The organism is Methermicoccus shengliensis DSM 18856, assembly GCF_000711905.1.
GTDB classification, from domain to species: domain Archaea; phylum Halobacteriota; class Methanosarcinia; order DSM-18856; family Methermicoccaceae; genus Methermicoccus; species Methermicoccus shengliensis.
Window position 1 is genome coordinate 284,820 of sequence record NZ_JONQ01000008.1, and the last position, 24,110, is coordinate 308,929.

Annotated in this window: 22 protein-coding genes; 10 read left to right on the forward strand and 12 right to left on the reverse strand. The window is 60.2% G+C overall.

Features of this window, described 5'->3' with window-relative positions:
- From BP07_RS03785 to glyS, 4 genes are all read right to left on the reverse strand, one after another.
- Positions 1 to 285 (reverse strand): energy-coupling factor ABC transporter substrate-binding protein, encoded by a 285-nt coding sequence (locus tag BP07_RS03785; protein ID WP_042685727.1) that lies wholly within the window; start codon positions 283 to 285, stop codon positions 1 to 3.
- Positions 282 to 980, reverse strand: a complete 699-nt coding sequence (locus BP07_RS03790; protein WP_042685730.1) for an energy-coupling factor ABC transporter permease — start codon at positions 978 to 980, stop codon at positions 282 to 284. Before BP07_RS03790 ends, BP07_RS03785 begins: the two co-directional genes overlap by 4 nt.
- Before the next feature lie 200 nt (positions 981 to 1,180).
- Positions 1,181 to 1,630 carry a nucleoside 2-deoxyribosyltransferase gene (locus BP07_RS08330; RefSeq protein WP_052353219.1) on the reverse strand — a complete coding sequence of 150 codons (450 nt, stop codon included), beginning with the start codon at positions 1,628 to 1,630 and terminating at the stop codon, positions 1,181 to 1,183.
- Positions 1,627 to 3,381, reverse strand: a complete 1,755-nt coding sequence (glyS, locus tag BP07_RS03800; protein WP_042686005.1) for a glycine--tRNA ligase — start codon at positions 3,379 to 3,381, stop codon at positions 1,627 to 1,629. The genes BP07_RS08330 and glyS overlap by 4 nt, the downstream gene beginning before the upstream one ends.
- A gap of 66 nt (positions 3,382 to 3,447) precedes the next feature.
- Between glyS and dph5 the strand changes: the two genes are divergently transcribed.
- The 5 genes from dph5 to BP07_RS03825 are packed head-to-tail and all read left to right on the forward strand — an operon-like array spanning position 3,448 to position 9,958.
- Positions 3,448 to 4,236 carry a diphthine synthase gene (gene dph5 / locus BP07_RS03805; RefSeq protein WP_042685734.1) on the forward strand — a complete coding sequence of 263 codons (789 nt, stop codon included), beginning with the start codon at positions 3,448 to 3,450 and terminating at the stop codon, positions 4,234 to 4,236.
- Positions 4,237 to 5,214 carry a class I SAM-dependent methyltransferase gene (locus BP07_RS03810; protein WP_052353220.1) on the forward strand — a complete coding sequence of 326 codons (978 nt, stop codon included), beginning with the start codon at positions 4,237 to 4,239 and terminating at the stop codon, positions 5,212 to 5,214. It abuts the gene before it with no gap.
- A 19-nt stretch (positions 5,215 to 5,233) separates the two neighbouring features.
- Complete coding sequence (locus BP07_RS03815; protein ID WP_042685740.1) at positions 5,234 to 6,025, forward strand: DUF6517 family protein; 792 nt, start codon at positions 5,234 to 5,236, stop codon at positions 6,023 to 6,025.
- A 5-nt stretch (positions 6,026 to 6,030) separates the two neighbouring features.
- Positions 6,031 to 7,224: a metallophosphoesterase family protein gene (locus BP07_RS03820; RefSeq protein ID WP_169736240.1), complete on the forward strand. Its 1,194-nt coding sequence runs from the start codon at positions 6,031 to 6,033 to the stop codon at positions 7,222 to 7,224.
- Positions 7,181 to 9,958, forward strand: a complete 2,778-nt coding sequence (locus tag BP07_RS03825; protein WP_042685742.1) for an AAA family ATPase — start codon at positions 7,181 to 7,183, stop codon at positions 9,956 to 9,958. The genes BP07_RS03820 and BP07_RS03825 overlap by 44 nt, the downstream gene beginning before the upstream one ends.
- A gap of 147 nt (positions 9,959 to 10,105) precedes the next feature.
- Here BP07_RS03825 and BP07_RS08755 read toward each other — a convergent pair whose 3' ends face one another.
- On the reverse strand, positions 10,106 to 10,243 hold the full coding sequence (locus BP07_RS08755) for a hypothetical protein (protein WP_157203059.1): 138 nt from the start codon (positions 10,241 to 10,243) through the stop codon (positions 10,106 to 10,108).
- A gap of 38 nt (positions 10,244 to 10,281) precedes the next feature.
- Between BP07_RS08755 and BP07_RS03830 the strand changes: the two genes are divergently transcribed.
- Genes BP07_RS03830 through BP07_RS03840 form a run of 3 tightly spaced genes read left to right on the forward strand, consistent with a single transcriptional unit; the run spans position 10,282 to position 16,048 of the window.
- On the forward strand, positions 10,282 to 11,541 hold the full coding sequence (locus BP07_RS03830) for a phosphoglycerate kinase (protein ID WP_052353222.1): 1,260 nt from the start codon (positions 10,282 to 10,284) through the stop codon (positions 11,539 to 11,541).
- Between the two features lies 1 nt (position 11,542).
- Positions 11,543 to 12,610: an NAD(P)/FAD-dependent oxidoreductase gene (locus BP07_RS03835; RefSeq protein ID WP_042685746.1), complete on the forward strand. Its 1,068-nt coding sequence runs from the start codon at positions 11,543 to 11,545 to the stop codon at positions 12,608 to 12,610.
- A 54-nt stretch (positions 12,611 to 12,664) separates the two neighbouring features.
- Positions 12,665 to 16,048 carry a DNA polymerase II large subunit gene (locus BP07_RS03840; RefSeq protein ID WP_245597040.1) on the forward strand — a complete coding sequence of 1,128 codons (3,384 nt, stop codon included), beginning with the start codon at positions 12,665 to 12,667 and terminating at the stop codon, positions 16,046 to 16,048.
- Between the two features lie 88 nt (positions 16,049 to 16,136).
- Here the strand turns inward: BP07_RS03840 and BP07_RS03845 are convergent, their stop codons facing one another.
- From BP07_RS03845 to BP07_RS09130, 6 genes are read right to left on the reverse strand one after another with little or no spacing between them, the layout of a single operon-like run.
- Positions 16,137 to 16,889, reverse strand: coding sequence for an ABC transporter ATP-binding protein (locus tag BP07_RS03845; protein ID WP_042685751.1), 753 nt, complete (start codon positions 16,887 to 16,889; stop codon positions 16,137 to 16,139).
- Entirely contained in the window at positions 16,880 to 17,740 is an 861-nt protein-coding gene (locus tag BP07_RS09070; RefSeq protein WP_052353223.1) for an ABC transporter permease, read from the reverse strand. Before BP07_RS09070 ends, BP07_RS03845 begins: the two co-directional genes overlap by 10 nt.
- A gap of 6 nt (positions 17,741 to 17,746) precedes the next feature.
- Positions 17,747 to 18,523: a 4-hydroxy-tetrahydrodipicolinate reductase gene (dapB, locus tag BP07_RS03855; protein WP_042685754.1), complete on the reverse strand. Its 777-nt coding sequence runs from the start codon at positions 18,521 to 18,523 to the stop codon at positions 17,747 to 17,749.
- An 11-nt stretch (positions 18,524 to 18,534) separates the two neighbouring features.
- Positions 18,535 to 19,404, reverse strand: coding sequence for a 4-hydroxy-tetrahydrodipicolinate synthase (gene dapA / locus BP07_RS03860; RefSeq protein WP_042685756.1), 870 nt, complete (start codon positions 19,402 to 19,404; stop codon positions 18,535 to 18,537).
- Between the two features lie 9 nt (positions 19,405 to 19,413).
- Entirely contained in the window at positions 19,414 to 19,623 is a 210-nt protein-coding gene (locus BP07_RS03865) for a 30S ribosomal protein S17e (RefSeq protein WP_042685759.1), read from the reverse strand.
- A 50-nt stretch (positions 19,624 to 19,673) separates the two neighbouring features.
- Entirely contained in the window at positions 19,674 to 19,808 is a 135-nt protein-coding gene (locus tag BP07_RS09130; RefSeq protein WP_276624373.1) for a hypothetical protein, read from the reverse strand.
- A gap of 214 nt (positions 19,809 to 20,022) precedes the next feature.
- Between BP07_RS09130 and BP07_RS03870 the strand changes: the two genes are divergently transcribed.
- The gene (locus BP07_RS03870; RefSeq protein WP_052353224.1) at positions 20,023 to 21,771 is read left to right on the forward strand and encodes a flippase-like domain-containing protein; all 1,749 of its coding nucleotides are present in this window, start codon (positions 20,023 to 20,025) and stop codon (positions 21,769 to 21,771) included.
- A complete protein-coding gene (locus tag BP07_RS03875; RefSeq protein WP_042685762.1) occupies positions 21,768 to 23,024 on the forward strand; it encodes an NAD(P)/FAD-dependent oxidoreductase in 1,257 nt (418 codons plus the stop codon). The genes BP07_RS03870 and BP07_RS03875 overlap by 4 nt, the downstream gene beginning before the upstream one ends.
- Here BP07_RS03875 and cfbD read toward each other — a convergent pair.
- Positions 23,005 to 24,093: a Ni-sirohydrochlorin a,c-diamide reductive cyclase catalytic subunit gene (gene cfbD / locus BP07_RS03880; protein WP_042685764.1), complete on the reverse strand. Its 1,089-nt coding sequence runs from the start codon at positions 24,091 to 24,093 to the stop codon at positions 23,005 to 23,007. The two genes, BP07_RS03875 and cfbD, sit on opposite strands and share 20 nt — an antisense overlap.
- Positions 24,094 to 24,110: the final 17 nt, after the last annotated feature.

Consider the following 24,110-nt stretch of genomic DNA (forward strand, 5'->3'; position numbering starts at 1 on the left):
TCACTCAGAGCTCTTCTGTCTTCCCTTGTAGTATCCGAGGAAGTAGCCTATCACGATGGCTCCGAGCGCTGCCTGAAGGGCGAACAGCAGGCTCTCTATCTCCCCGCTGGGTGGCTCCCATACGGGCTCTGCCCATGGCTGGTACGTGCCGCCCGTGATGTGTGCAATCACATCTTCCGCCTGGTCATCGGCGCCAGCCCACTCCCCACCAGTGGTGGAGGACACGATGGCAAACATCGCCACGAACACGGCAATCACGAGTGCGGCAATCAGCTCACCCTTCATGCCACCACCTCTCCCCTGAGAGCTCTCATCTTTGCCTCGTCGATGATGTGGAGCCTGACCAGCACGTCGCCCCTGAGCTGCAGGATGTACTTGAATATCAGCGCGGTGACGACGCCCTCCACGATGGCGAGTGGCACCTGTGTGATGGCGAACACGGCGCCGAACGCATAGAACGATGCGAGCACGCCCCCGACCGCTGCGGGAAACGCCAGCGCCAGCTGCAGCGATGTGACCACGTAGGTCGCCCAGTCAGCGAGCGTGGCGGCGAGGAATATCGCCACATAGAAGTTCATGTTGAGCCTCATGCATCCCTTGTACACAAGGTATGCCACGAATGGCCCGGCTATGCCCATGGAGAACACGTTGGCGCCCAGCGTGGTAATCCCGCCATGTGCCAAAAAAAGCGCCTGATATATCAGCACGATTAGCCCCAGCACCGCCGTGATGGATGGACCAAAGAGCACTGCGCCCATGCCCGTTCCAGTGGGATGGGAGCAGCTTCCGGTGACCGAGGGCATCTTGAGCGATGAGAGCACGAAGATGAACGCCCCAGCCACTGCCAGCAGGGGAAGCGCCTCCCTCCTCTCCCTCACGAGGGCATTCATCCTGTATACGCCGTAGGCAATCACGGGAATCGATAGGACATACCAAAACGCGCACCATTGAGGTGGCAAGAACCCTTCCATTATGTGCACACACACACCTCCAGTTAAAGTTGTCTTTTGATAGAACAAAGGCATTTTATTTAAGTTTTTTGTCTTTACAAAAAGTAAATTTGATTTTTGTGGGCATGGCATCGCATAGCAGGAAATCGTGATATGATATTTTGCAGCACTCTGGATGTGGGGTGATGGCTCCTAAAACGGGTGATGGCTCCTGAAACGGGTGATGGCTCCTAAAACACCTCCCTCTGCCATCCCTCACGTCTTAGCGTGCCCCTCTCAAGGGAGCGCACTGCCTCCACGGTCTGCTCTATGCCCTCGCAGAACGTGGTTGCGCTCTGGGCAATCATGAGGTTGAGCTTCTCTGGCATCATCCAGAAGCAGGCGATGATGGGTTTTTTCAGAGCATACGCATAACCCATCTCGAACACCGTGCCAGCATCGAAGTCGTCCAGCACCGCCACCACTGCCTCGCACTCCCCTATCATGCGAAGGTCGCGCTCGAACACCTGCCTTTGCACAACGAGGGGGGCATGTGGCTCAATGGGCTCGTCGTGCACTGCTGCACTCCACACCTCGTGCCCATCCCGCTCGAGCGCTGCTGCGAGGGCGTGCATGAACTCTCGCTGGTCCACTCCATGGCTAAAGCGCGTGAAGAAGGGTCCGATGAGGGTGAGCCTCATGCCGAGCCCTCCCCGAGCTCCTCCACCACCTCGTCGAACTGCCATATGCCGAGCACGAGGTTGTGCATCACGTGCTCGAGCTTTCTGTGGGGCACCCTTATCTGGCGCATACTGTCGCGCTCCCTGATGGTCACCGTGCCATCCTCAAGGCTCTCGTAGTCCACCGTGATGCAGAATGGCGTTCCCACCTCGTCGAACCTTCTGTAGCGCCTGCCTATGAAGCCCCCCTCGTCATACTCGCACCGCATGCCCACACTCCTGAGCCTTTTTGTGATGGAGCGGGCTACCTCCACGAGTGGGGGCTTGTCCATGAGCGGGAGCACCGCCATGGGGATGGGCGCGAGCTGTGGGGAGAGCCTGAGCACTGTTCGCTTCTCGCCCTCCACCTCCTCCTCGTACAGCGAGTGCTCCAGCAGGGCGTACACTATCCTGTCTATGCCATAGGAGGGCTCTATCACGTGGGGAGTTACGTACTCGCCCCTGACCTCCTCCTCACGCTCGCGTATGCTCACCACGGAGGGTGGAAGCTCGAGCATCTCCCCCTCCACCTCTATCCTGAGCATGCCCTCCTTTTCCGCCTCTTTCACCTGCTCTGGTGTGAGGGAGGAGAGCACCTCTGCGGCAGCGCCAGCCCTTTCCCTGAGCATTGGCCCCAGCTGGCTCATGTCTGGCACCACCTCTACCACCCTTCGCCTCCTCGGTGTCTCATACTCCACGAACACCCGGAGCTGCTTTCCGCTCTCTCTCTCGTGGGCAGAGAGGTCGTAGTTGGTGCGGTCGGCTATGCCCACCACCTCCACCCATCCGAACCGCTCGAGCAGCACCTCTGCATCCCAGCAGTCGGCAGCATAGTGCGCCATCTCGTCGGGAAGGTGCTGTCTGAACCGAATTCTGCTGGCATCGAGCCCTATCCTCGTGAGAAACGTCCAGCACAGCCCGATGTGGTACGCGAGAAGCTCGCTGGCTATCACGCCCCGCTCCACAGCCTCCCCAAGCGTCATGGTCTCCACCTCTCCCCTCTCCTGTGCCTGCTGTGAGTACAGGGGAAGGGAGAGCTCTGCGAACCTCTCAAAGTTGGGATGCGTCTTTTGGTCTGGGAGCACGAACAGCTCGAGCTCTGCCTGCGAGAACTCCCGAAGCCTTATCACGCCCTGCCTTGGGGATATCTCGTTTCTGAAGGAGCGGCCTATCTGCACCACGCCAAAGGGCAGCTTCTCCCTAAAAAAACGGTAGAGGCGGTCGAAGTTGGTGAATATGCCCTGTGCAGTCTCTGGTCTGAGGTATCCGATGCGCCCCCTCCCGGGACCTATGTGCGTTTCGAACATCAGGTTGAACTCCTCCACATCTGAGAGAGCGCATCCGCATGCAGGACAGCGTATGGCGTGATGCACCAGCAGCCTGCCGAGCTCGTCGCTCGAGAGGGCATCGGGCCTCTCCACCACGCCGTTTAGCAGGTGGTCTGCACGAAAGCTCTCGCCACATGCACTGCACGTGGTCATGGGGTCTGTGAAGCAAGAGAGATGCCCAGAAGCAGAGAACACCTCCTCCAGCCCGATTGTGGAGGTCTCTATCTCGTAGAAGCCCTCCTCGGTGCAGTACACCCTCCTCCACATATTCTCGATGTTGTGCTTGAGGGTGCATCCCAGTGGGCCATAGTCGTACAGCCCCGCCACCCCACCGTACAGCTCGAGGGAGCCCCATATGAACCCCCTGCGCTTGGCAAGCTCCATCACCCTCTCGTACGCGTCCATGTGCCCCTCCTCCATCTGGCTCGTATTTAACGCTATCTTCTTATATTGCTCTTTCAACGTGCTATCATGCTCACGTTCGTGGGGCTCGGGCTGTTCGATGAGCACGACATCACACTCAAGGGGCTACGAGCTGTTCAGCAGGCGGACGAGGTGTACGCGGAGTTCTACACATCGAGGCTGTGCGGGGCGAGCATCGAGCAGCTGGAGGCGCTGTACGGAAAGAAGGTGCATGTGCTCTCCCGCGAGGACATCGAGGGGCACCCCACGTTCATCGAGCGGGCACGTGAGCTGGATGTCGTGCTGCTCTCTGGGGGGGACCCGATGGTGTCCACCACCCACGTGGACCTGCGGCTGAGGGCGCACAGGATGGGCATTGCCACGAGGATTGTGCACGCCCCATCCATCGTCTCGGCGGTGTGCGGGCTCACAGGTTTGCAGAACTATCGCTTTGGCAGGTCAGCCACCGTGCCCTTCCCCTATGAGCATGGGGAAAGAAGGATGGTGTACGAGTCGCCCTACGATGTGGTGAGGGAGAACCTCGAGCGAAACCTGCACACTCTGCTGTACATGGACATCCAGAACGGGCGGTTCATGAGGGCGAGCGAGGGCGCGGCGCTGCTGCTCGAGGTGGCACAGAGAAGGGGAGATGAGGGGCTCTCCAGCCGCCTCGGGGTGGCAATCGCCCGTGCGGGCTCAGAGGATTGTGTGGTGCGGGCTGCCCCCCTCGAGGACATCGCGAGCATGGAGCTTGGGCCCCCGCTGCACGTGCTCGTGGTGCCAGCAGAGCTGCACTTCATGGAGGCAGAGGCGCTCGTTGAGTTTGCAAAAGCCCCACGGCACATTCTGGAGGGGTAGATGAGAGCAAAGGGCGTTAAGGTCGAAAAGAGAAGGGCAGAGCAGGTGCGAAGGTGGCTGCTCGAGCAGGGGCTGCTCGAGCCCTCATTAAAGCCTCACTCTGAGGGGGAGCATGTGTGCTTTCCCGTGGTGGGGCACGTAGAGGGCATGTGTGTGGTGGAGATGGAGTTTGAGGAGAGGGTGCAGAGGGCGCCCATCCCGAGGATGCACTTCGACGTGGTGGGGGACATCGCCCTTCTGGACATCTCTGGAGGGGAAGTGGGCACGGAAGAGCTCGAGAGGGCGAGGGCGCTTCTTGCGCATCGTGGCATCAGGGCGGTGTATGGCAGGCTGCCCGTGATGGGAGAGTTTCGCATTTCTCCCCTCATACACCTCGCTGGCGAGCGCAGAACACGCACCATCCACAGGGAGAACGGATGTGTGTTCGAGCTGGACATCGAGGGGGTGTATTTCAACCCGAGGCTTGCCACCGAGAGGGCGAGGGTGGAGAGAAGGACGCCGAGAGATGCCGTGGTGCTCGACATGTTTGCAGGCGTTGGTCCATTCTCCATCCTTCTGGCAAAACGCTCCAGGGAGCGAAGGGTGTATGCGGCAGAGAAGAACCCCGTGGCGTGTGAGTACCTCAGGGCAAACATAGCGCGCAACCACGTGGATGTGCACGTGTTCGAGGGGGACGTACGCCTTCACCCAAGGGTAAAGGCAGATGCCATAATAATGAACCTTCCCCACAGCGCTCCCTCTTTCCTGCCAACCGCCCTAAGGCACGCCACAGCAGGAGCACACCTCTTCTGCTACACCATCTCGCCCACAGAAACGCTCGATGAGCACGCAAGGGGGTTGTGCGCCAAGAACAATCTCGAGCTCGTGGACGTGCACGTGGTGAAAAGCTATGCCCCGGGGGTGGTGGTGGCGTGCGTCGAGATGGAGGTGCCCAAGGCAAAGACCAGGCAAAGACCAGGGCAAAGAGATATTAAATAGGGTTCTCAGAGGATGCTATATGAATGCAAGGATTTTGGTGTTGCTCGTGGTCATCATGGGGCTTGCCGTGGCGGGATGCACGCAGGCAAAGCAGGCATGGCCTGCCACCATACCCGAGGATGCGCTGAGCTCTGCTGGATGGGCACAGCAGGGCAATGTGAGCTATCAGGGCAGGGACATAGATGTGGCGGGCATAACGGTGGGCATCAACATGGCTCTCTTGTCCTATGTGGACACGACACTGCTCCAGCGGCTCCTCGAGGATGCCCAGCACAACGCCTCTGTGCTGATAGACAGCGAGTTCTCTGCCCTTCCCACCTCCACGAGGGAGCAGCTCAAGACACGGGTGAGGAGCACCATTCAGGGGGCGATCCCCACAGGAGGTGCGGCTGGCATCACCACAGTGAGGGTGGTGCTTCCCATGGGTGTGAGCGCACCCTCGAGCGTGATGGAGCGGCTCATCGATGGCGTGGTGCAGTCCTTCTCGGGCGAGATTGCGGGGCTCAGGAACCTCAGAAAGGTGTCTGAGGAGACGTTCACCACCGAGAGCGGAAGGCAGGCGATGATGAGCATATATGAGGGTACCATCGAGAGGGGTGAGATGAGCATTAACTTCAAGATTCTGGCGGCCCACTGGAGCGATGAGGGCTCCTCGGTGGTGGCAGTGGGCTACTACCCGTATGGTGATGTGAAGGTGCCCATCGAGCTCTCGACAGGTGGCATCACCAAGAAGCGCACCCTGACCGCAGCCTCGATAGACGATAACGAGATGAAGGAGAAGGTGCTCTCGCTGATGAAGAAGATACGGTGAGAGGCTTGAACTTCGTACACACCGCAGACATTCATCTGGGGTTTGTCCAGTACGGGCTGATGGAGCGCTTTAGGGACTATGCGAGGGCGTTCAGGCAGATAGTGGACTATGCCCTCTCACAGCACGTGGAATGTGTGCTCATCTGTGGGGACATGTTCCACCACAGGAGCATAAACTCCCCCACGTACGTGCAGGCATACAGGCTGCTCGCCCCCCTCAAGGAGGCGGGCATTCCAGTGGTGGCGATAGAGGGCAACCACGACCTTGCGCTCGAGAGGGACAGGTACAGCTGGCTTGCCGCCCTCGAGGCACAGGGGCTGATAACGCTGCTCAACCCCACACAGAACGGCATCATCACCCACACACAGGTGGGGGACACGAGAATATTCGGCACCCGCTGGCTTGGAAGCTCCACCGCCCACCACATTCCAAGGATTGCAGAGGAGATTGCCGCCATAGAGAAGGCAGAGCACACGGTGCTCATGATGCACTGCGCTCTGGAGGGCACGTCCATCCGGAGCGGTGTGGTGCCCATGGGGTCGCTGATGCAGCTCAAGGAGCACGTGGACTACCTTGCCCTCGGGCACTACCACATACCCTTCGAGAGGGATGGGTGGATATACAACCCCGGAAGCCCTGAGATGGTGTCCCTCGGAGACCTTGCGGATGTGCGGGGGTTCTATCATGCCACCGAGGAGGGTGCCACATTCGTGCCCATCAGCCCAAGGCCCGTGCTCGAGGTGTGCGTGGACGCCACGGGAATCACCACTCCAGAGGAGCTCTACGAGCGCATAGCAGAGCAAACGGCTGCGGCAGTAAAGGGGCAGACGCCAGACAAGCCCATCGTGGTGCTCACAATAGAGGGCACGCTCGGGCTTTCGTCCTCTGCCCTCTCGACATCGCGCATGGTGGATGCGGTGCAGGGCGTGTGCGATGCCCTCACGGTGAGGCCGAGGATGAAGACGTCCCGTCCGCAGCTCGTGCCCCTGAGGGGTGCACACGCCCTCAGGATGGAGGAGGTGGAGAGGCAGGTGCTAATGGAGCTTGCGAGCGCAGATGGAAGGTATGCGGGCATCGAGGGGCTCGCAGATGCCCTGCTCGAGATAAAGCGGCATGCAGCCCTTGGAGAGAGGGAGAGGGCACGCGCACTCATCGATGAGCTGCTTCGGAGGCAGAGGAGTGCTGATAAGGGAGATTGAGCTCACGAATGTGAAGTCATACCGCCACCAGAGGATGGAGTTCCTTCCCGGCGTGAACGGCATAATAGGGGAGAACGGGAGCGGAAAGAGCACCATCCTCGAGGCAATTGGGTACGTGCTGTTCGACTTTCTGCCCTACAGGAAGAGGGACTTTCTGCGAAGGGGGGCAAAGAATGGCAGCGTCAGGCTGGTGGTGGAGGGAGACGATGGCGCCATATACGAGATTGTTAGGGGCGTGGGCTCAAACACCACGTACACCCTCTCGTGCCCGAGAAATGGCATCGACGTGAGTGGTGTGCAGGATGTGAAGCACGTGATAGCGGAGAGGCTGCTCCCCGCAATTCCTCAAAAGCAGCTCTCGCCCATGTTCGAACAGCTGATAGGCGTCCCTCAGGGCAGCTTTTTCTCCACGTTTTTGCTCCCCCCTGCATCACGAAAGGAGCAGTTCAACCGCATCCTCAGGGTGGACGAGTACGACAGGGCATACGAGAACCTGAGGGAGGTGGAGGCGGATGTGAGGGAGGACATTTCTGCCCTGAGCCAGCGGGCAGCAGAGCTCGAGGCGCTCACGAGGGAGTACCCCTCTCTCGTGGAAGCTGACAGGGTGCTAAGGCGCATGCTCAGAGAGGGGCGTGCAGAGCTCGAAGAGTGCCGCTCGTGGGTGGACGCAACGAGGCAGTGGCTCGAGGAGCTCGAGCAGGTGGTGGACGACATCAGGAACACGAAGCACGAGATGGAGCTTGCCATGAAGGAGGCAGAAGGGACGAGAGGAGAGCTCGAGGTGGTAGGCAGGGAGTTCGAGGAGGCAAAAAAAGCGCGGGAGAGGCTAAAGCAGCTCGAGCCACAGTTTTTGGAGCACGAAAAGCTCCAGAAAGAGATTGAAAGACTGGAGGAAGCTCGAAGAGAGATGGAGGAGCTGCTGAGGATGAAGGAGCGGTGCGGTGCTGTGGCATCCGAGCTTGCAGCAAGGCTCGAGGGAAGGGAGAGGCTCGAGCAGAGAAGAAGGGCGCTCGAGGAGAGATGCAGGCAGCTGGACACAGCCCCAGAGCAGCTCTCCTCCCTCACAGCGGTGAGAGAGCGCCTCATGGAGCTTGGGCTAAGGCGCGATGAGCTCACGAGGGACATCCAGCGCACAGAGCAGCAGCTCTCAGAGCTCGATTGCCTCTCTCGTGAGCTAAAGCAGCTCGAGAGCACGCTTCTTTCCCTTCGGGAGCTCTCCAAGCAGGAAAGGGAGCTCTCCGAAGAGCTCGCAAGGGTGCGGGCGCTTGCAGCCCAGATGGACTCTGAAAAAAGGCAGCTCGAGGAGAGGATGCGCATCTCTGGCAGGGGGAGAGAGTGCCCCATACTGGAGCACACCGAGTGCCCAATGGTGGAGAGCTTCGAGCGGTACTTTGAGAGGGAGATTGCCCTCCGGGAAAGGCGCACCGAAGAGGCACGAGCCAGGATGGCGGTGCTGGAGAGAAAGCTCGCTGCGCTCGGTGAGCCCACGAGGCGTGCTGCCCAGCTGGAGGGCGAGATGGAGGAGAAGAGAAGAAGGCTCTCCCTTCTTTCGAGCCTGAGGGAAGAGCTCTCCTCGAAAAAACAAGAGCTTGCCGAGGTGGAGAGGGCGATATGGAGGGCTGCCGATGAGCTCGGCGTGCCCATCCTCGCATCCGACATCACCTCTCTGATGGAGCACGTGGAGGAGAGGGTGGAGGAGGCGAGGGCAGGGGTGGACGAGCTCAGGCGGTGCCAGATGGAGCTCTCCTCAGTGGAGGAGGAGCTCTCGGAGATGGAGGAGCTTGAGGCTCGGCTGCACACGGTAAACCAAAGGCTAAGTGGGATAGACCGCTCTCTCGAGGAGATGAGGGAGGTGCCAGAGCGACTGTCCCAGAGCAAGCGCAGGCTCGCAGAGCTGGAGCAGCCCTACAGAGAGTACATAGCCGAGATGGAGAGAGCCAGAAGGTACGAGGAGCTGCACACCCGCAGGATGGAGCTGGAGATGCGGCTTCAGGTGCTGCGCTCCAAGACAGAAGAGCTGCAGCGAAACTACGAGCAACTCGTGGAGCACTATTCTGACGAGGAGCACCTCGATGCATACCAGAGCCTCGTGCACATGGAGGAGAGGCGTGCACAGCTCGAGAGGGCAGTTGAGCTGCTCGATGACAGGCGCGCAGGCGTGCTGAAGAGGCTCGCCCACATGGAGGAGCTGGTAGAAGAGCTCACGAGTGTGCGAGAGCAACTCGAGGAGAGGGAGAGAATGCACGCCTTCGTGCAGTTCGTGAGGGAGACGCTGAGGCGGGCGGCACCACTCGTGATAAGAAGGGTGGTGAGGGACGTGAGCGAGGAGGCAAACCAGATATTCTGCGAGGCGATGGGCAGCTACACCCAGCAGCTCATATGGTCAGACGATGAGCGCTCGCTGTACGACATCCAGCTCAGGGAGGGAGCGGAGGTCAGGAGCTTCAGGCAGCTCAGCGGTGGGGAGCAGATGTGTGCCTCCATAGCGGTCAGGCTCGCCCTGCTGAAGATGCTCTCGGACAGCGATGTGGTGTTTCTGGACGAGCCCACCGCAAACCTCGATGAGCAGCGAAGGGAGAACCTGTCCGACGAGGTGCTGAGCATCAGGGGCTTCGAGCAGATATTCGTGATCACGCACGACGACTCGTTCAGCGACAAGTACGACCACACGGTGCACCTGCGAAAGGTGGATGGTGAGAGCGTTGTGAGCAGCTCTAAGCGAACACCTTTCTGAGTGTGTTCTCTGACCTCTTCTCCCCAACCCAACATGGGAGCTTCGGTTGCGGTAGACCGGAGGTAGACCGGAGGTAGACCGCATACGGCTCGGTCAGAGAGCCATCCATTGCGGGGCTTCCTTGCGGAAGGAGTGTGAGGTAGGCATTCACCCGTGAGGTAGGCACACCCCCATGTCCTTTGCCTCTGGAAGAATGCTGTCCTTCACCACCCTGCCACGACCACTCCCGTGATGGCTATCGTTATCACCAATCACTGTGGGAGCAGCCTGAGACGTCGAGCTCATAATACTTACGATGCGGCTTTCGCAAAACGCTTTATTAAATGGACACACACAGAAAAACGGAGAGGCTTATGCAGGAGCAGTCCGAGTATCTCACACTTTCGGATATCGAGCTTGCTGGCAAGAGTGTGCTCGTGAGGGTGGACCTCAACTCCCCCATGGACCCGAGGGGGGTCATACTGGACGACATGCGATTTAGAAGCCATCTTTCCACCCTGCGGGAGCTGTCGGAGTGCAGAGTGGTGCTGCTGGCACACCAGTCGAGGCCGGGAAAGCGAGACTTCACCACGATGGAGCCCCATGCCAGGCTACTCTCGAGGCTGCTTGGGAAGAGGGTGGTGTACGTGGACGACATCTTTGGCTCCCATGCCCGCTCCAGCATAGAGCGGATGCAGGATGGGGATGTGCTGCTGCTGGAGAACGTGAGGTTCTACTCGGAGGAGACGCTGAAGCGCTCGGCAGAGGAGCACGCCACCACCCACATGGTCAGAAGGCTTGCCCCCTACTTTGATGTGTTCGTGAACGATGCGTTCTCGGTGTGCCACCGTCCCCACCTCTCGGTCATAGGGTTCACGCCCCTCTTGCCCTCGGTTGCGGGAAAGGTGGTGGAGAGGGAGCTGCACTACCTCGGCAAGGGAGTGCAGAGCGATACTCCAGTGCTGTTCGTTCTTGGAGGGGCAAAGGCAGAGGACTCGCTTAAGGTAATGGAGAACATCCTCGGGAGAAACCCAAAGAGCAGGATACTCACTGCTGGGCTCGTGGCAAACCTGCTGCTGCATGCGAGGGGCATCGACCTTGGAGCTCCAAACGTGGAGGTGCTGAGGTCCACGGGGCTGCTGGAGTATGCCGAGCAGGCAGCAGAGCTGCTGCAGCAGCATGGTGGGAGAATAGAGCTTCCAGTGGACTTTGGTGTGGACAGAGATGGAGAGAGGGAGAATGTGCGTGTGGAGGAGCTGCCAGTGCCATATCTCATAAAGGACATCGGGATAGAGACGATGGCCACGTTCTCCGAGAGGATAGAGAGTGCGCAGGTGGTGGTGATGAACGGCCCAGCTGGTGTGATAGAGGAGGAGGAGTACAAGGTGGGCACGTTCGAGCTGCTCAAGGCAGCCACCAAGGCGGGCTGCTCCCTCATCGGGGGAGGGCACATCTCTGCTGCGGTGGACGATGCAGGGCTTCGCCACAGGCTCACCCACGTGAGCACTGGGGGCGGAGCCGCCATAGAGTTCCTGAGCGGAGAGAGCCTCCCGGGCATCGAGGCGTTGAAGAGGGCTGCACAGCGGCACAGAAAGCAGAGATAGCATGCGGGTAGTGGTCGTGGGAGGCGGCATTGCGGGAGCCGAGCTGATACGGTGTGCGAGCGCACATGAGGCGCTGGAGCTCGTGCTCATCGAGCCAAAGCCCCGTATAGAGTGTCAGGCGCTCTATCCAGAGCTTTTGAGCGGGAAGGTGAGCGTGGAGGACATCACCGCTCCCCTGAAGCCCTTTTGCGAGCGGGTGGGTGCAACGCTCATCAGCGAGCGGGCGATATCGCTCGAGGAGGGGGTGGTGGTGTGCGAGCGCAGCAGAGTGGAGTACGACGTGGTGGTGGTCGCCACGGGTGCCACCCAGAACTACTATGGCATCAGGGGAGCAGAGCGCGCATTCTCAATACACACCCTCGAGCATGCCCTCAGGGCGAGACAGTTCATAGAGAGCCACAGTCCAGAGAGAATAGTCATCGTGGGCTCTGGGCTCACTGGTGTGGAGACCGCATGCGAGCTTGCCGAGAGCCTCGATGCCACCATATACATCGTGGAGATGATGGACAGGGTGCTGCCCACGTTCCCAGAGCGCACGTCCTCGCTGGTGGGAAAGACGCTCGAGAGCAGGGGGGTCAGGGTGCTCACATCTCTTGGGGTGTGTGCAATCGAGGAGGAGGGTGTGGCGCTCTCCGATGGCTCGGTGCTGGAGTGCGACATGGTGATATGGACCGCTGGCATACGACCCAGCAGCTTCGTGGAGAGCCTCTCCCTGCCCAAGCGCAATGGCTGGCTGCTCACCGACCGTTATCTCAGGGTAAGGGAGGACGTGTTTGTCATCGGGGACAATGCATGGGTGGAGGTCGATGGAAAGATTGCCACCAAGACGGGGATGGAGGCAGAGCGGCAGGCAAGGCACACCGCGGAGAACCTCGCAAGGCTCGAAAGGGGCACACCCCTCTTTCCATACAGGGTGAGGGCGAGCACTGACAGTCCGGTGGCACTCATCTCCACTGGGTGCGGGTGCGCCGTGGGGGTGTATGGGAGGATGTGCATCACCATGCCCTCGAGGCTGATATATGCCGTGAAGAGCTGGATAGACAGGTCGTTCATAAGGCGGTTCAGGTAGCCTCCAGGGGAAGCCGTGGTGTTTCCATAGAAGCTATTTATCGATGGGCGTCGAGTGTGGGGCGTGGAGCGCTATTTTAGGCTACTGGAGGATGAGCTCAACAGGGCGATTGCCATAGCGAGTGCCGCAAAGCAGAGGGGAGAGGACCCAGAGACCCACTGCGAGATTCCGCCAGCCAAGGACATCGCCGAGAGAGTGGAGAGCCTGCTCGGGATAGGGGGCTTGGCACGGCACCTGCGCGCTCTTGAGGAGCGGTTCTCGTCCAGAGAGGAGGTGGCGCTCCAGCTGGGCGTGGACATAGCCACTGGAAAGGTGTGCGAGTTCCCATCGAGGCTGCAGGCGCTGGAGAGCGGCGTCAGGGCTGCGGTGGCACTGCTCACCGAGGGGGTGGTGGCTGCTCCCTTGGAGGGCATAGCGAGGATAGAGATAGACAGGAACGACGATGGCACCGAGTTCGTGCGCATATACTATGCTGGACCCATCCGCAGTGCTGGGGGAACGGCACAGGCTCTCTCGGTGCTCGTGGCAGACTACATCAGAAGGCAGCTTGGCATAGACCGCTACAAGCCCCGCGAGGAGGAGATAGAGAGGTATGTGGCAGAGATACCCGCCTACGAGCGGCTCGTGAATCTGCAGTACCTGCCCACTGAGGAGGAAATACGCACCATCGTGAAGAACTGTCCAGTGTGCATCGATGGCGAGGGAACCGAGAGGGAGATGGTGGAGGGCTATGCCTACATCCCTCGGGTGTCCACGCCCTACATCCGTGGGGGCATGGCACTCGTCATCGCGGAGGGCATTGCCCTCAAGGCTCCAAAGCTGAAAAAGTACGTCTCCAAGCTGCACCTCGATGGCTGGGAGTTCGTGGACAGGCTGATTCACGAGCCTGCGGCGCCCTCTGCAGAGGACGAGGAGGAGGGCAAGGTGGGCATACAGCCGAGGATGAAGTACATGCAGGATATGCTGGCTGGAAGGCCCGTGTTCTCCCATCCCATGGCGAGGGGAGGCTTTAGGCTGCGCTACGGGCGCTCCAGAAACACGGGGTTTGCGGCAGCGGGCGTGCATCCAGCCACCATGGCGGTGCTGGGAGAGTTTCTGGCTTGCGGCACCCAGATGAAGGTGGAGCGTCCGGGAAAGGCGGCTGGCATCGCCCCAGTGGACTCCATAGAGGGGCCCACCGTATTGCTGCATGACGGAAGCGTGGTCAGGATAGAGAGCTATGAGCAGGCTGTGCAGCTTCGAGGCTCGATAAGGAAGATACTGGACGTGGGCGAGATACTCATCAACTACGGGGACTTTCTGGAGAACAACCACCCGCTGGTGCCAGCTGGGTACTGTGTGGAGTGGTGGGAGCAGGAGCTCGTGCGGGCTGGAGGCAGCGTGCCAGAGCATGTGGATGAGGACACTGCATGGCAGCTCTCCGACCAGTGGGGCATCCCGCTGCACCCAGCCTACACGTTCATGTGGCACGACATAGCGCCAGAGGACGTGCTCTTCCTTCGGGAGTACCTCGCCCCCTTCTTCCAAGAGGGGACTCTGCGCATCCCCGTGGGCACCGACGGCGACTTTCGCAGGGCAAAGCACCTTCTGGAGCTGCTGCTCGTGCCCCACACCGTTGAAGAGGGATATGTGGTGGTGCACCATGCCACGACGCTCTACCGCTGCCTTGGCATCGGCAAAGACGCCCCACCATCCGAGCCACCATCCGAGCCACCATCCGAGCCACCATCCGAGGACACCCTCTCCCTCGTGAGCCAGCTCTCTGGCGTGCCCATCAGAAACAGGGCTCCAGTGCGCATCGGGGCGAGGATGGGAAGGCCAGAGAAGTCCAAGGAGCGCAAGATGCAGCCGCCCCCCCACGTGCTGTTTCCGCTCGGAGAGGCTGGGGGCAGGGGAAGGCTGTTCAGGGAGGCACTCGATAAAGGGGGCACCATCGAGGTGGAGGTGCGCACGATGGTGTGCCCCGAGTGCGGAAAGCAGAGCTTTCGGGCGCGGTGCAGCTCGTGCGGGGTGCGCACCCAGCCAGTGGGGCGATGCGCCATCCATGGGCTGCAGGTGGGCTCTGACGTGTGCTCGGTGTGTGGACAGCCCACGAGGACGTATGCACAGCAGAAAATCGACCTGAGGAGCTACCTCGGAGAGGTGCTTCAGAGGCTGGGTGAGCGGGAGCCCCCAAACCTCAAGGGAGTGATAGGGCTCACCTCGGGCTCAAAGGTGCCAGAGCCCCTCGAGAAGGGTGTGCTGCGGGCAAAGCACTCCCTGAGCGTGTTCAAGGACGGCACCATCAGGTACGACATGACCGACCTTCCCCTGACGCACTTTATTCCGAGGGAAATCGGTGTGGATGTGGAGACTCTGAGGAGACTGGGATACGAGCACGACATCGAGGGCAAGCCCCTCACGAGCGAGGAGCAAGTGGTGGAGCTCTTCGTTCAGGACATCATCGTTCCCCATTCATGCGGGGACTATCTTCTCAGGGTATCGAGGTTCGTGGACGAGCTGCTCGAGAAGTACTACGGGCTGGAGCCCTTCTACAACGCCTCGTCGAGGGAGGACCTGATAGGGCACCTCGTGATTGGGCTTGCGCCCCACACCTCTGCTGGAGTGCTCGGACGCATCATAGGGTTCACGAGCGCATCGGTGGGCTATGCCCATCCCTTTTTCCATGCGGCAAAGCGCAGGAACTGCGACGGCGACGAGGACTGCGTGATGCTGCTCATGGACGGCCTGCTCAACTTCTCGAGGCGGTATCTTCCAGACAAGCGGGGCGGAAAGATGGATGCTCCGCTGGTGCTTACCACCTTCATAAATCCCCTCGAGATAGACTCCGAGGCGCACAACATGGACGTGGATGCCAGATACCCTCTGGAGTTCTATGAGGCGACGCAGAGGCTTGTCAGCCCGAAGGAGCTGCAGGGCGTGGTGCACACCGTGAAGGACTACCTCGGAACTCCGCACCAGTACACGGGCTTTTCGTTCACCCACCCCACATCGAACATCGCATTGGGTCCCAAGAACAGCGCCTACAAGGTGCTGGGAACGATGGCAGAGAAGATGGAGGCACAGCTCGAGCTCGCAAAGAAGCTCAGGTGTGTGGACGAGCGGGATGTTGCCGAGCGCATCATAAAGTCTCACTTCCTTCCGGACCTGATAGGCAACCTGAGGGAGTTCTCGAGACAGGGGGTGAGATGCGTGAAGTGCAATGCCAAGTTTCGCCGCCCACCTCTCTCTGGAGTATGCACCAAGTGCGGTGGTGGGCTCACCCTGATGGTGCACGAGGGCTCGGTGAAAAAGTACCTCGAGATGTCGCTCAAGGTGGCAGAGCAGTTCAACGTGTCGAGCTACACCCGGCAGAGGCTGAGACTCATTGCAGAGGACATCGCCGACATGTTCGACAACGAAAGAACGAAGCAGGTTGACCTCTCGGAGTTCATGTGAGGCTCATGCGAGCTATATCGAAGTCCACCTCGCCCCTGCCAAACCTCTTAACGAGCGCCTCAGCATGCCCCTTAGCCTGTCCAAATTTCTAATGCCCGCTCGCCTTCATTATCTCGGATGTTAGCTGGTCGAGTATCGCCTTTCGTAGGGCGTTTGCCTCTGGGCTCGTCCTGTCCCGAGGCCGCTCGATGTCCACCCTGAACTCCCTCTTCAGCCGTGCAGGGCTTGCGGTGAGCACGAACACCCTGTCTGCGAGGAATATCGCCTCGTCCACGCTGTGCGTCACGTACAGCACCGTCTTGTGCTCCTGCATCCATATGCGTATCAGCTCCTCCTGCAGGATATTCCTCGTCTGGGCATCGAGCGCCCCGAAGGGCTCGTCCATGAGCAGCAGCTTGGGATTGGTGGCGAGCGCCCTTGCGATGCCAACCCTCTGCTTCATGCCACCAGAGAGCTCGTGGGGATAGCTGTTCTCGAACTTCGAGAGCCCCACCATCTCGATGTACCTTCTGGCGATGCGCCTTCTCTCCTGCTTCTCAACGCCCAGAATCTCCAGCCCGAACTCCACGTTCTTCAGCACCGTCCTCCATGGAAAGAGCCCGTACTCCTGAAACACGAACCCCACGTCCCCACCCCTGTAGGAGAGGGGCTTGCCATCAAGCAGTATCTTTCCTTCGGTGGGCTCCTCAAGCCCGCCAATCATGCGCAGGATGGTGGTCTTGCCGCACCCGCTGGGGCCCAGAAGGCACACGAACTCGCCCTCGCTCACGGTGAACGACACGTCCTGCACCGCCACGAAGCCGTCGAACCGCTTGCTGACGTGCACCAGCTTCAGCTCCACTTGATGAGCCTCCTCTCGAGTGCGAGTATACCCTCGTTCATCGCATAGCCCACCATTCCGATGGCTATCATGCCGCACACGATGGCTGCCGAGCTGCCCCCTATGGAGTACATGTTCCATATGAACAGCCCCACGCCGCTCGAGGAACCTCCTATCATCTCGGCAGCCACCACACACATCCAGCCCACGCCCAGCCCTACCCTCGCACCCGTGATGATGCTGGGAAGGGCGGCGGGCAGCACCACCTTGCGTATAATCTGCATCTGTGTGGCTCCCGCTACCCTTGCCACCTCGATGTATATTCTATCAACAGACTTCACGCCCTGTATGGTGTTGAGCAGGAGCGGAAAGAACGCCCCCACGAACACCACGAATATCTGCACCATCGAGGTCACACTCATCTGGGTGCCGAGCAGCTCCATGAGCACCTGAAACCATCCAGCATCCTTGAGCCCCCTGAACAGCACGAACGCGAGCGGAATCCACGCCAGTGGCGGGATGGGCCGAAACAGCTCGGTAATCTGCTCGAGCACATCCCCGGCGATGCGCGACCAGCCCATGAGCACGCCCAGGGGGATGGCGAGCGCAAATCCGATGAGCGAGCCCTTGAGCACCACCAGTATAGAGGCAAGCGTGTGCTCCTGAAGGGTTCTGCCGAGGATGGGCTCCCCCACCGTTATGAGCTGCACGAACGTCGTCCCCGTCTCCAGAGGGGTGGGAAGCTCCCTCACGAACACGCCGAGAAGCTCCCACAGTGCGAGAAACAGCACGAGCGAGGCGGTGCGCAGCACCCTGCTTCGGTGGGCTCCGCCCAAGGCGGTTGCCTCCCAGAAGGTGTAGAGGGCTTTCATCGTACCTCAACCCGCAAGCGAGGACAGAAACTCATCCATAGTGTGCATTCCCGGGGGCTGGCTCACTATCCACCGAGCAGCCGCCACCGCACCTGCAGCAAAGGTGCTCCTCGAGTGTGCCTGATGTCGAAGCTCTATGCGGTCTCCATCTCCAGCGAACAGCACCGTGTGGTCGCCCACGATGTCCCCGCCCCTGATGGCGTGCACACCGATCTCGTCTCCCCTCGGGGATATGCCCTCTCTGCCATATACCAGCTTCCGCCCTCCCAGCACTTCGGACACAATCTCGGCGAGCCTCTTGGCGGTTCCACTCGGTGCGTCCCGCTTGCCCCTGTGGTGCGCCTCCACGATTTCCACGTCGTATGCGGAGAGCAGCCTTGCCGCAACCTCCACGAGCCTGAAGAACGCATTGACCCCGATGGAGAAGTTAGGCGAGAGTATGCACGGCACCCTGCCCTCCACGAGCTCTGTTAGCTGCTCCTTCTGCTCCTCGGTGAACCCAGTGGTGCCCACCACCACTGCCACACCACTCAGCGCCGCAGCAGCCACGTTCTTTATTGCCGCATCTGCCCTCGTAAAGTCTATGAGCACATCTGGCTTCATCCTTGGGAGCAGATTGGATATGTCCGCGCCATCGGACACCTTCACACCCTCACACACGCTCTCGCCCACCCCCACCACATCGAGGGCGAGCACGAGCTCCATGTCCTCTGCCTTCAGCACGCCATCTATCACGAGCCTGCCCATGCGCCCGCGCGCACCTGCCACCGCCACCCGTATCAACAGCACACCTCCTAAATCAGCGCGAGCCTTTCCATCTCTGCCCGTAGCATCGCCTCGTGCTCCTCGCTCAGGCTCGCGAGGGGAAGCCGAAGGTGTCCTGCCGCCAGCCCCATGAGCTCGCATGCCCTCTTCACTGGAATGGGGTTTGTCTCGATGAACAGCGCCCTTATGAGGGGTGCAAGCTCATAGTGTATCCTTCGTGCCTCCTCGTATCTGCCCTCCAGCATGGCAGATGTGAGCGATGACACCATCGAGGGGACGACGTTGGCAGCCACCGATATCACGCCTATCCCGCCAAGCACCATGATGGGAAGCGTGAGGGCGTCGTCACCCGAGATGACGAAGAAGTCTTCATCCTGAGTGAGCTCGATTATGCGTGATACCTGTCCCAAATCTCCGCTCGCCTCCTTCACCCCAATGATTCCCTCATGGGAAGCGAGCTCTGCCATCAGCTCTGGGGGTATGTTCAGCCCTGTTCTGGACTTGATGTTGTACAGCACGATGGGGATGTCGCACTTTTCTATCTCCTCATAGTGTCGGATGAGCCCCTGCGGGTTGGGCTTGTTGTAGTACGGAGTTATCACGAGCGCGGCATCCGCTCCCACGTCTGCAGCAAACCTCGTGAGCTCCAGCGCCTCTGCAGTGTTATTGGAGCCAGTGCCCGCTATCACGGGCACCGAGGAGTGTTCGACGGCGGTGCGTATCACCTCCTTGTGCTCCTCGAACGTGAGCGTTGCGGACTCACCAGTGGTGCCACACGGCACTATCGAGCTCACGCCCCCCTCTATCACATAGTCGATGTTCCGCTTGAGCCCTTCGAGGTCCACCCTGTCGTCCTTGGTAAAGGGCGTGATGAGCGCCACCGATGCCCCCTCAAACATATTCATCCCTCACACTGCCTGTGCCCGCTCACCACTTGCCCTGCCCAGCTTTCTGGTGATGTAGCCTGCCACCCGATTGCGAATATGCTTGCTCTTTATGGTGGTAAGCTCCTCTACCTTTCGCTTGTTGTGCTCGAAGCTCGAGCTGAACTCCGAGCCATACCTCCTTATGAGCGCCTCGCCTATCGTCTTGATATATGCTGGCCTTATGTTGCCCATACGACCACCTCAATCCTTCACGTCTTCCATAATGCTAATAAGCCTTTTCACTACCGAGCACGCCTCGTGTACTCCTTCCCGAGGCTCTTTCTGTGGTATCTGTCCATGATGATGTTCTTCTTGAACTCCCTCTTCAAGAGCTCCTCCAGCTCATCATCTACATTCTTGTCTTCATCAGCAGCCATGCCCTCTCGCCTCCCTTGGCAAACCTATGCAGATACTATGGTGTCTGGTTTTTCCAGTAGTCCATCGTGCCTGTACACCACAGGATACCGCCCCCATCATCGGCTGTATGGCATACCAAGCTATTTGAAGCATGTACCATCCCCGGCATGTACCACCCCTTCATGGGCTACAAATGTATTTAAAGAGACGTGGCGAGAGGGTAGCAGTGTTTGAATGCCGCACTGTGATGAGCAGGGCGTGAATGGGTGCTCTCCTGGACCCCCTGAGCCCAGGGAGCGAGCAGAGACCCTGGACGTGAGCATCATAATCCCAGCATACAACGCACACGACACGCTCCCCCTCGCCGTGAGCACGGCCATCGAGCATCTCTCGCGCATGGGGTGCACGTACGAGGTCATCATTGCAGAGGATGGCAGCACCGATGGCACGGACGAGGTGGCAAGAGAGCTTTCCTGCACACACGAGAACGTGGTGCACCTGCACTCTGAGGAGCGGCTGGGGAGGGGCAGGGCGCTTGCGAGGGCAATCGAGCTGTCCCACGGGGATGTGGTGATGTACATGGATGCCGACCTCGCCACCCATCCCTCCCACATCAGAGAGCTCGTGGAGAGTGTGCTGCAGGGATGTGATGTGGCAACGGGCTCTCGGCTGGTGCAGGAGAGCAGTGCCCAGCGGAGCACTGGAAGGCTGCTTGCCAGCGTTGTCTTCAACACGATGGTGAGGGTGCTGCTGGGCTCGAGGGTGCACGACCACCAGTGCGGGTTCAAGGCATTCAGGCGGGAGCGCATACTGCCCCTGCTCAGGCAGGTGAGGGACGCACACTGGTTCTGGGACACCGAGGTGCTGGTGAGGGCGCAGCACAGGGGCATGAGGGTGTGCGAGATACCCGTGCGCTGGAGGGAGGGCACCGACACGAGGGTCAGCTTCGCACGGGACATCCCCTATATGGCGGCATCCATACTGAGGCTGTTCTGGCAGATGAGACTCTCTGGACGGCTGGGGCTCAAAGGCAGGCTAATCCTCTCGGTGTGTCTCATGGCACTCATATTCTTCGCAATGCTCTCGAGCGTGGATGCCACAGCCGTGGCGTCCGCCATTGGCTCTGCCTCGCTTGGTGTGCTGGTGCTCGCCTCCCTCGTTTATGCCAGCTCATATCTCGTGCGGGGCATGAGGTACTCCCACATCCTCTCCTGCGTGGGCGTGCGGCTTGGCACGCTGTTCCTGAGTGAGGTTGTGTACATCAGCCAGCTCGCCAACCTCGTGTTGCCCATGAGGCTCGGGGACCTCACGAGGATGTACGTGCTAAAGAGGATAAGGGGCGTGAGCCTGCCCGATGGCTTCTCCTCGGTTGCCATAGAGAGGATATACGATGTGATGGCGCTGGGGGTGCTGGGCGTGCTGGGGCTGCTCTCGGTGAGCACGGCACATCGGTGGATGCTGTACCTCACCCTCACAGCCCTCGGGCTGTGCATCGTGGCAGTGATCGTGCTCCATGCGCTCTCTCACTCGCAGCTTGCCGAGAGGCTCGCTGGGACACTGCTCTTTCGCCACAGGGGGGCGGCACTCAAGGTGCTGGGCGACGTTGCCCGCACCTCCACCCATCCCGCCACCCTCGCAAGGCTCCTCCTGCTCTCGCTGGGGATATGGGCGTTTGATGTCGCCACGTGTGCGCTCGTGCTGCTCTCCCTTGGCGTGGGTGCTGGCATGGGGCTCGTGGCGCTGGCAGTGGCAATGGCAAACATCGTGAAGGTGGTGCCCCTGACGCCTGGCGGCATAGGGCAGTACGAGGCAGCGCTCGCCGCCGTGCTGGCGCTCGGAGGGTTCCCGCTGGTGGTGTGCATCTCGGGTGCCATCCTCGACCACCTGATAAAGAACGTCATCACACTGCTCGTGGGTGGGACGGTGTTCACACGCTACAACCTCAGATGGAAGGAGCTTGCGGCTCTGGGGGATGCGGCATGAGGGTGGCGGTGGTTGGAGCAGGGCTCTCGGGCTTGAGCGCTGCCATAGAGCTATCGAAGAGCTGCGAGACCGTGGTGTTCGAGCGAAAGTCCTACGTGGGCGGCACAGTCGCCACATACCCCACGCTCGCCGACCCCGTGGAGCGGTACTACCATCACTGCTTTCTTGGCGATGATGCGCTGCTTGCACTGCTGGACGAACTCAACTTGCGCAGTGCGCTGCGCTGGAGGCTGGCAGGCGTGGGATACATGCACGCTGGAAGGGTGTACCCCATGAACACGCCCCTCGAGATACTCAGGTTTCCCACCCTTTCCCTGCGGGACATTCTCAGGATTGCGGCATTCGTGCTCACAGCAAGGCGCGCAACGCCAGAGCCTCTGGACGATGTGGCGTGCATCCCCTATCTCGTGGAGCGCGTGGGAGAGCGGGCATATCACGCCTTCTTTGCTCCCCTGCTGGAGAGGAAGTTCGGGAAAAGGGCGGATGAGGTGTCGGCTGCATGGCTGCTCACGAGGATAGCGCTGCGCTCCCATCGCACGCTGCGGGGCGAGCGGCTGGGATACCTCGATGGGGGCTTTGGACGGCTGCTCGATGAGATGGTGAGGTGCATACGCTCCCGTGGAGGAGTGATACGCACGTCGTCTCCCGTGGAGCACATATCCCCCGTGGATGGAGGTGTGGAGCTGTCGGTCGGAGACAGAAGGGAGCGCTTCGATGCCGTGGTGTGCACCTCTCCATCGCTGCTGCGCACCCTTGGCATTGGCACCTCAATATCGTATCAGGGGAGCGTGTGCGTGCTGGTGGCACTCAAGAGGCGGCTGCTCAATGGCATATACTGGCTCAACATGGACGAGGACGCACCCTTTGGGGCGATGATAGAGCACACCAACCTCATCCCAAAGGAGCGCTACGGGCATCATCTGGTGTATCTGACCTCGTACCATGAGCACGATGAGCCAGAGATGACCCTTCAAGAGCACGAGATAGCAGAGCGCTATGTGGAGGCGCTGAGGAGCCTGTTTCCCCTCGGCCGGGAGGACGTGCTCTGGAGCAGGGTGCAGAGGGATGCGTTCACCTCTCCTGTGTATGATGTGGGCTACCTTCGAAAGGTGGTGCCCTACTCCACCCCAGTGGAGGGGGTGTATGCTGCAGGGGTGTTCTCTCCGCACAACTATCCAGAGCGGTCGATGAACGGCTCGATAGCCGCAGGAAAAATGGCCGCCCACACGCTGCTCAGGGAGCAAGCGCCCTGAGACACTCTCCCAGCTCCGAGGGGACGATGTGGTTCACGCCCAGCGTTCTTGGGTGAAGGTCTATCTCCACCATCACGTGGTGGTAGCCCATCTCGCGCAGTGGCTCCACCTGCCTTGGGCCATTGGTGATGGCGAACAGCTCCATATCGAGCATCCCAACATCGAGCGCATGGGGCACACCGCACACCACCGCATAGTCATAATCGCAGTAGCGCTCGGAGATGACGCGCGATGCCACCTCCCCTGCCACGGCATACTCGTCCAGCCCGCCAGTGAGGTGGTGTATGTGGACCCCACACTCCTGCAGCTCCCTCGTTATGTCCAGCGCATACCTTCGGATACGGGAGAGCCCCACATCGCTCCTCAGGTTGGCGATGTTCACCACCCGAGCGCTCGTCTTTGAGGCGACCTCGTTCAGTGCCAGCACGATGTCCGCAAAGCTGTATGCAGTCTCCTTCTTCGCATTGAGCACCACCACCCCCCTCTTTCTATCGCGCATGAGGGAGAGCAACCTCCTTGCAGCCTCGTGCTTGAGGTCTCCCCTCGATGGTGGCAGGTAGTCTCTGCTCGCAGCCCCGTGCTCACGCTCTATCTCAGATGCCCTGAGCATGAGCGTGCGCTGACGCTCCAGCTCCTCGTCCGAGAGCAGCCCTGCATCCCTTGCCGCCTCGAGCGTCATGATTACGCCCGTGGTGTTGTCCGGATAGCCCGCATGCACGTTTACCACCACCACGGGCACGTCCAGCTCAGCCTCCCTCACGGCAGCGCTCATGTCCTCGCCTATAATCATGCTGGCGCACGTGCCCACCACACCAATCGCACTGGGGTTGAAGCGCTCCTTGGCATGTCTTAATACCTCCTTCAGCCGCTCTGCCCCACCAAAGATGAAGGCGGTATCGTCCAGCGAAGTGGTGAGCACCTTTATGCCATCCTCCTCGAGAAGCCTTGCATGCTTGAACGAGCATCCGGGGGGACCATGCAGCACCACCACGTCCACGTCGAGGTCTCGCAGTGTGTACAGCGCAGCCACAATGGAGCTTGGTCTTGGATGCAGGATTTCGGCAGCCATCGGGCTTAAATCCGATG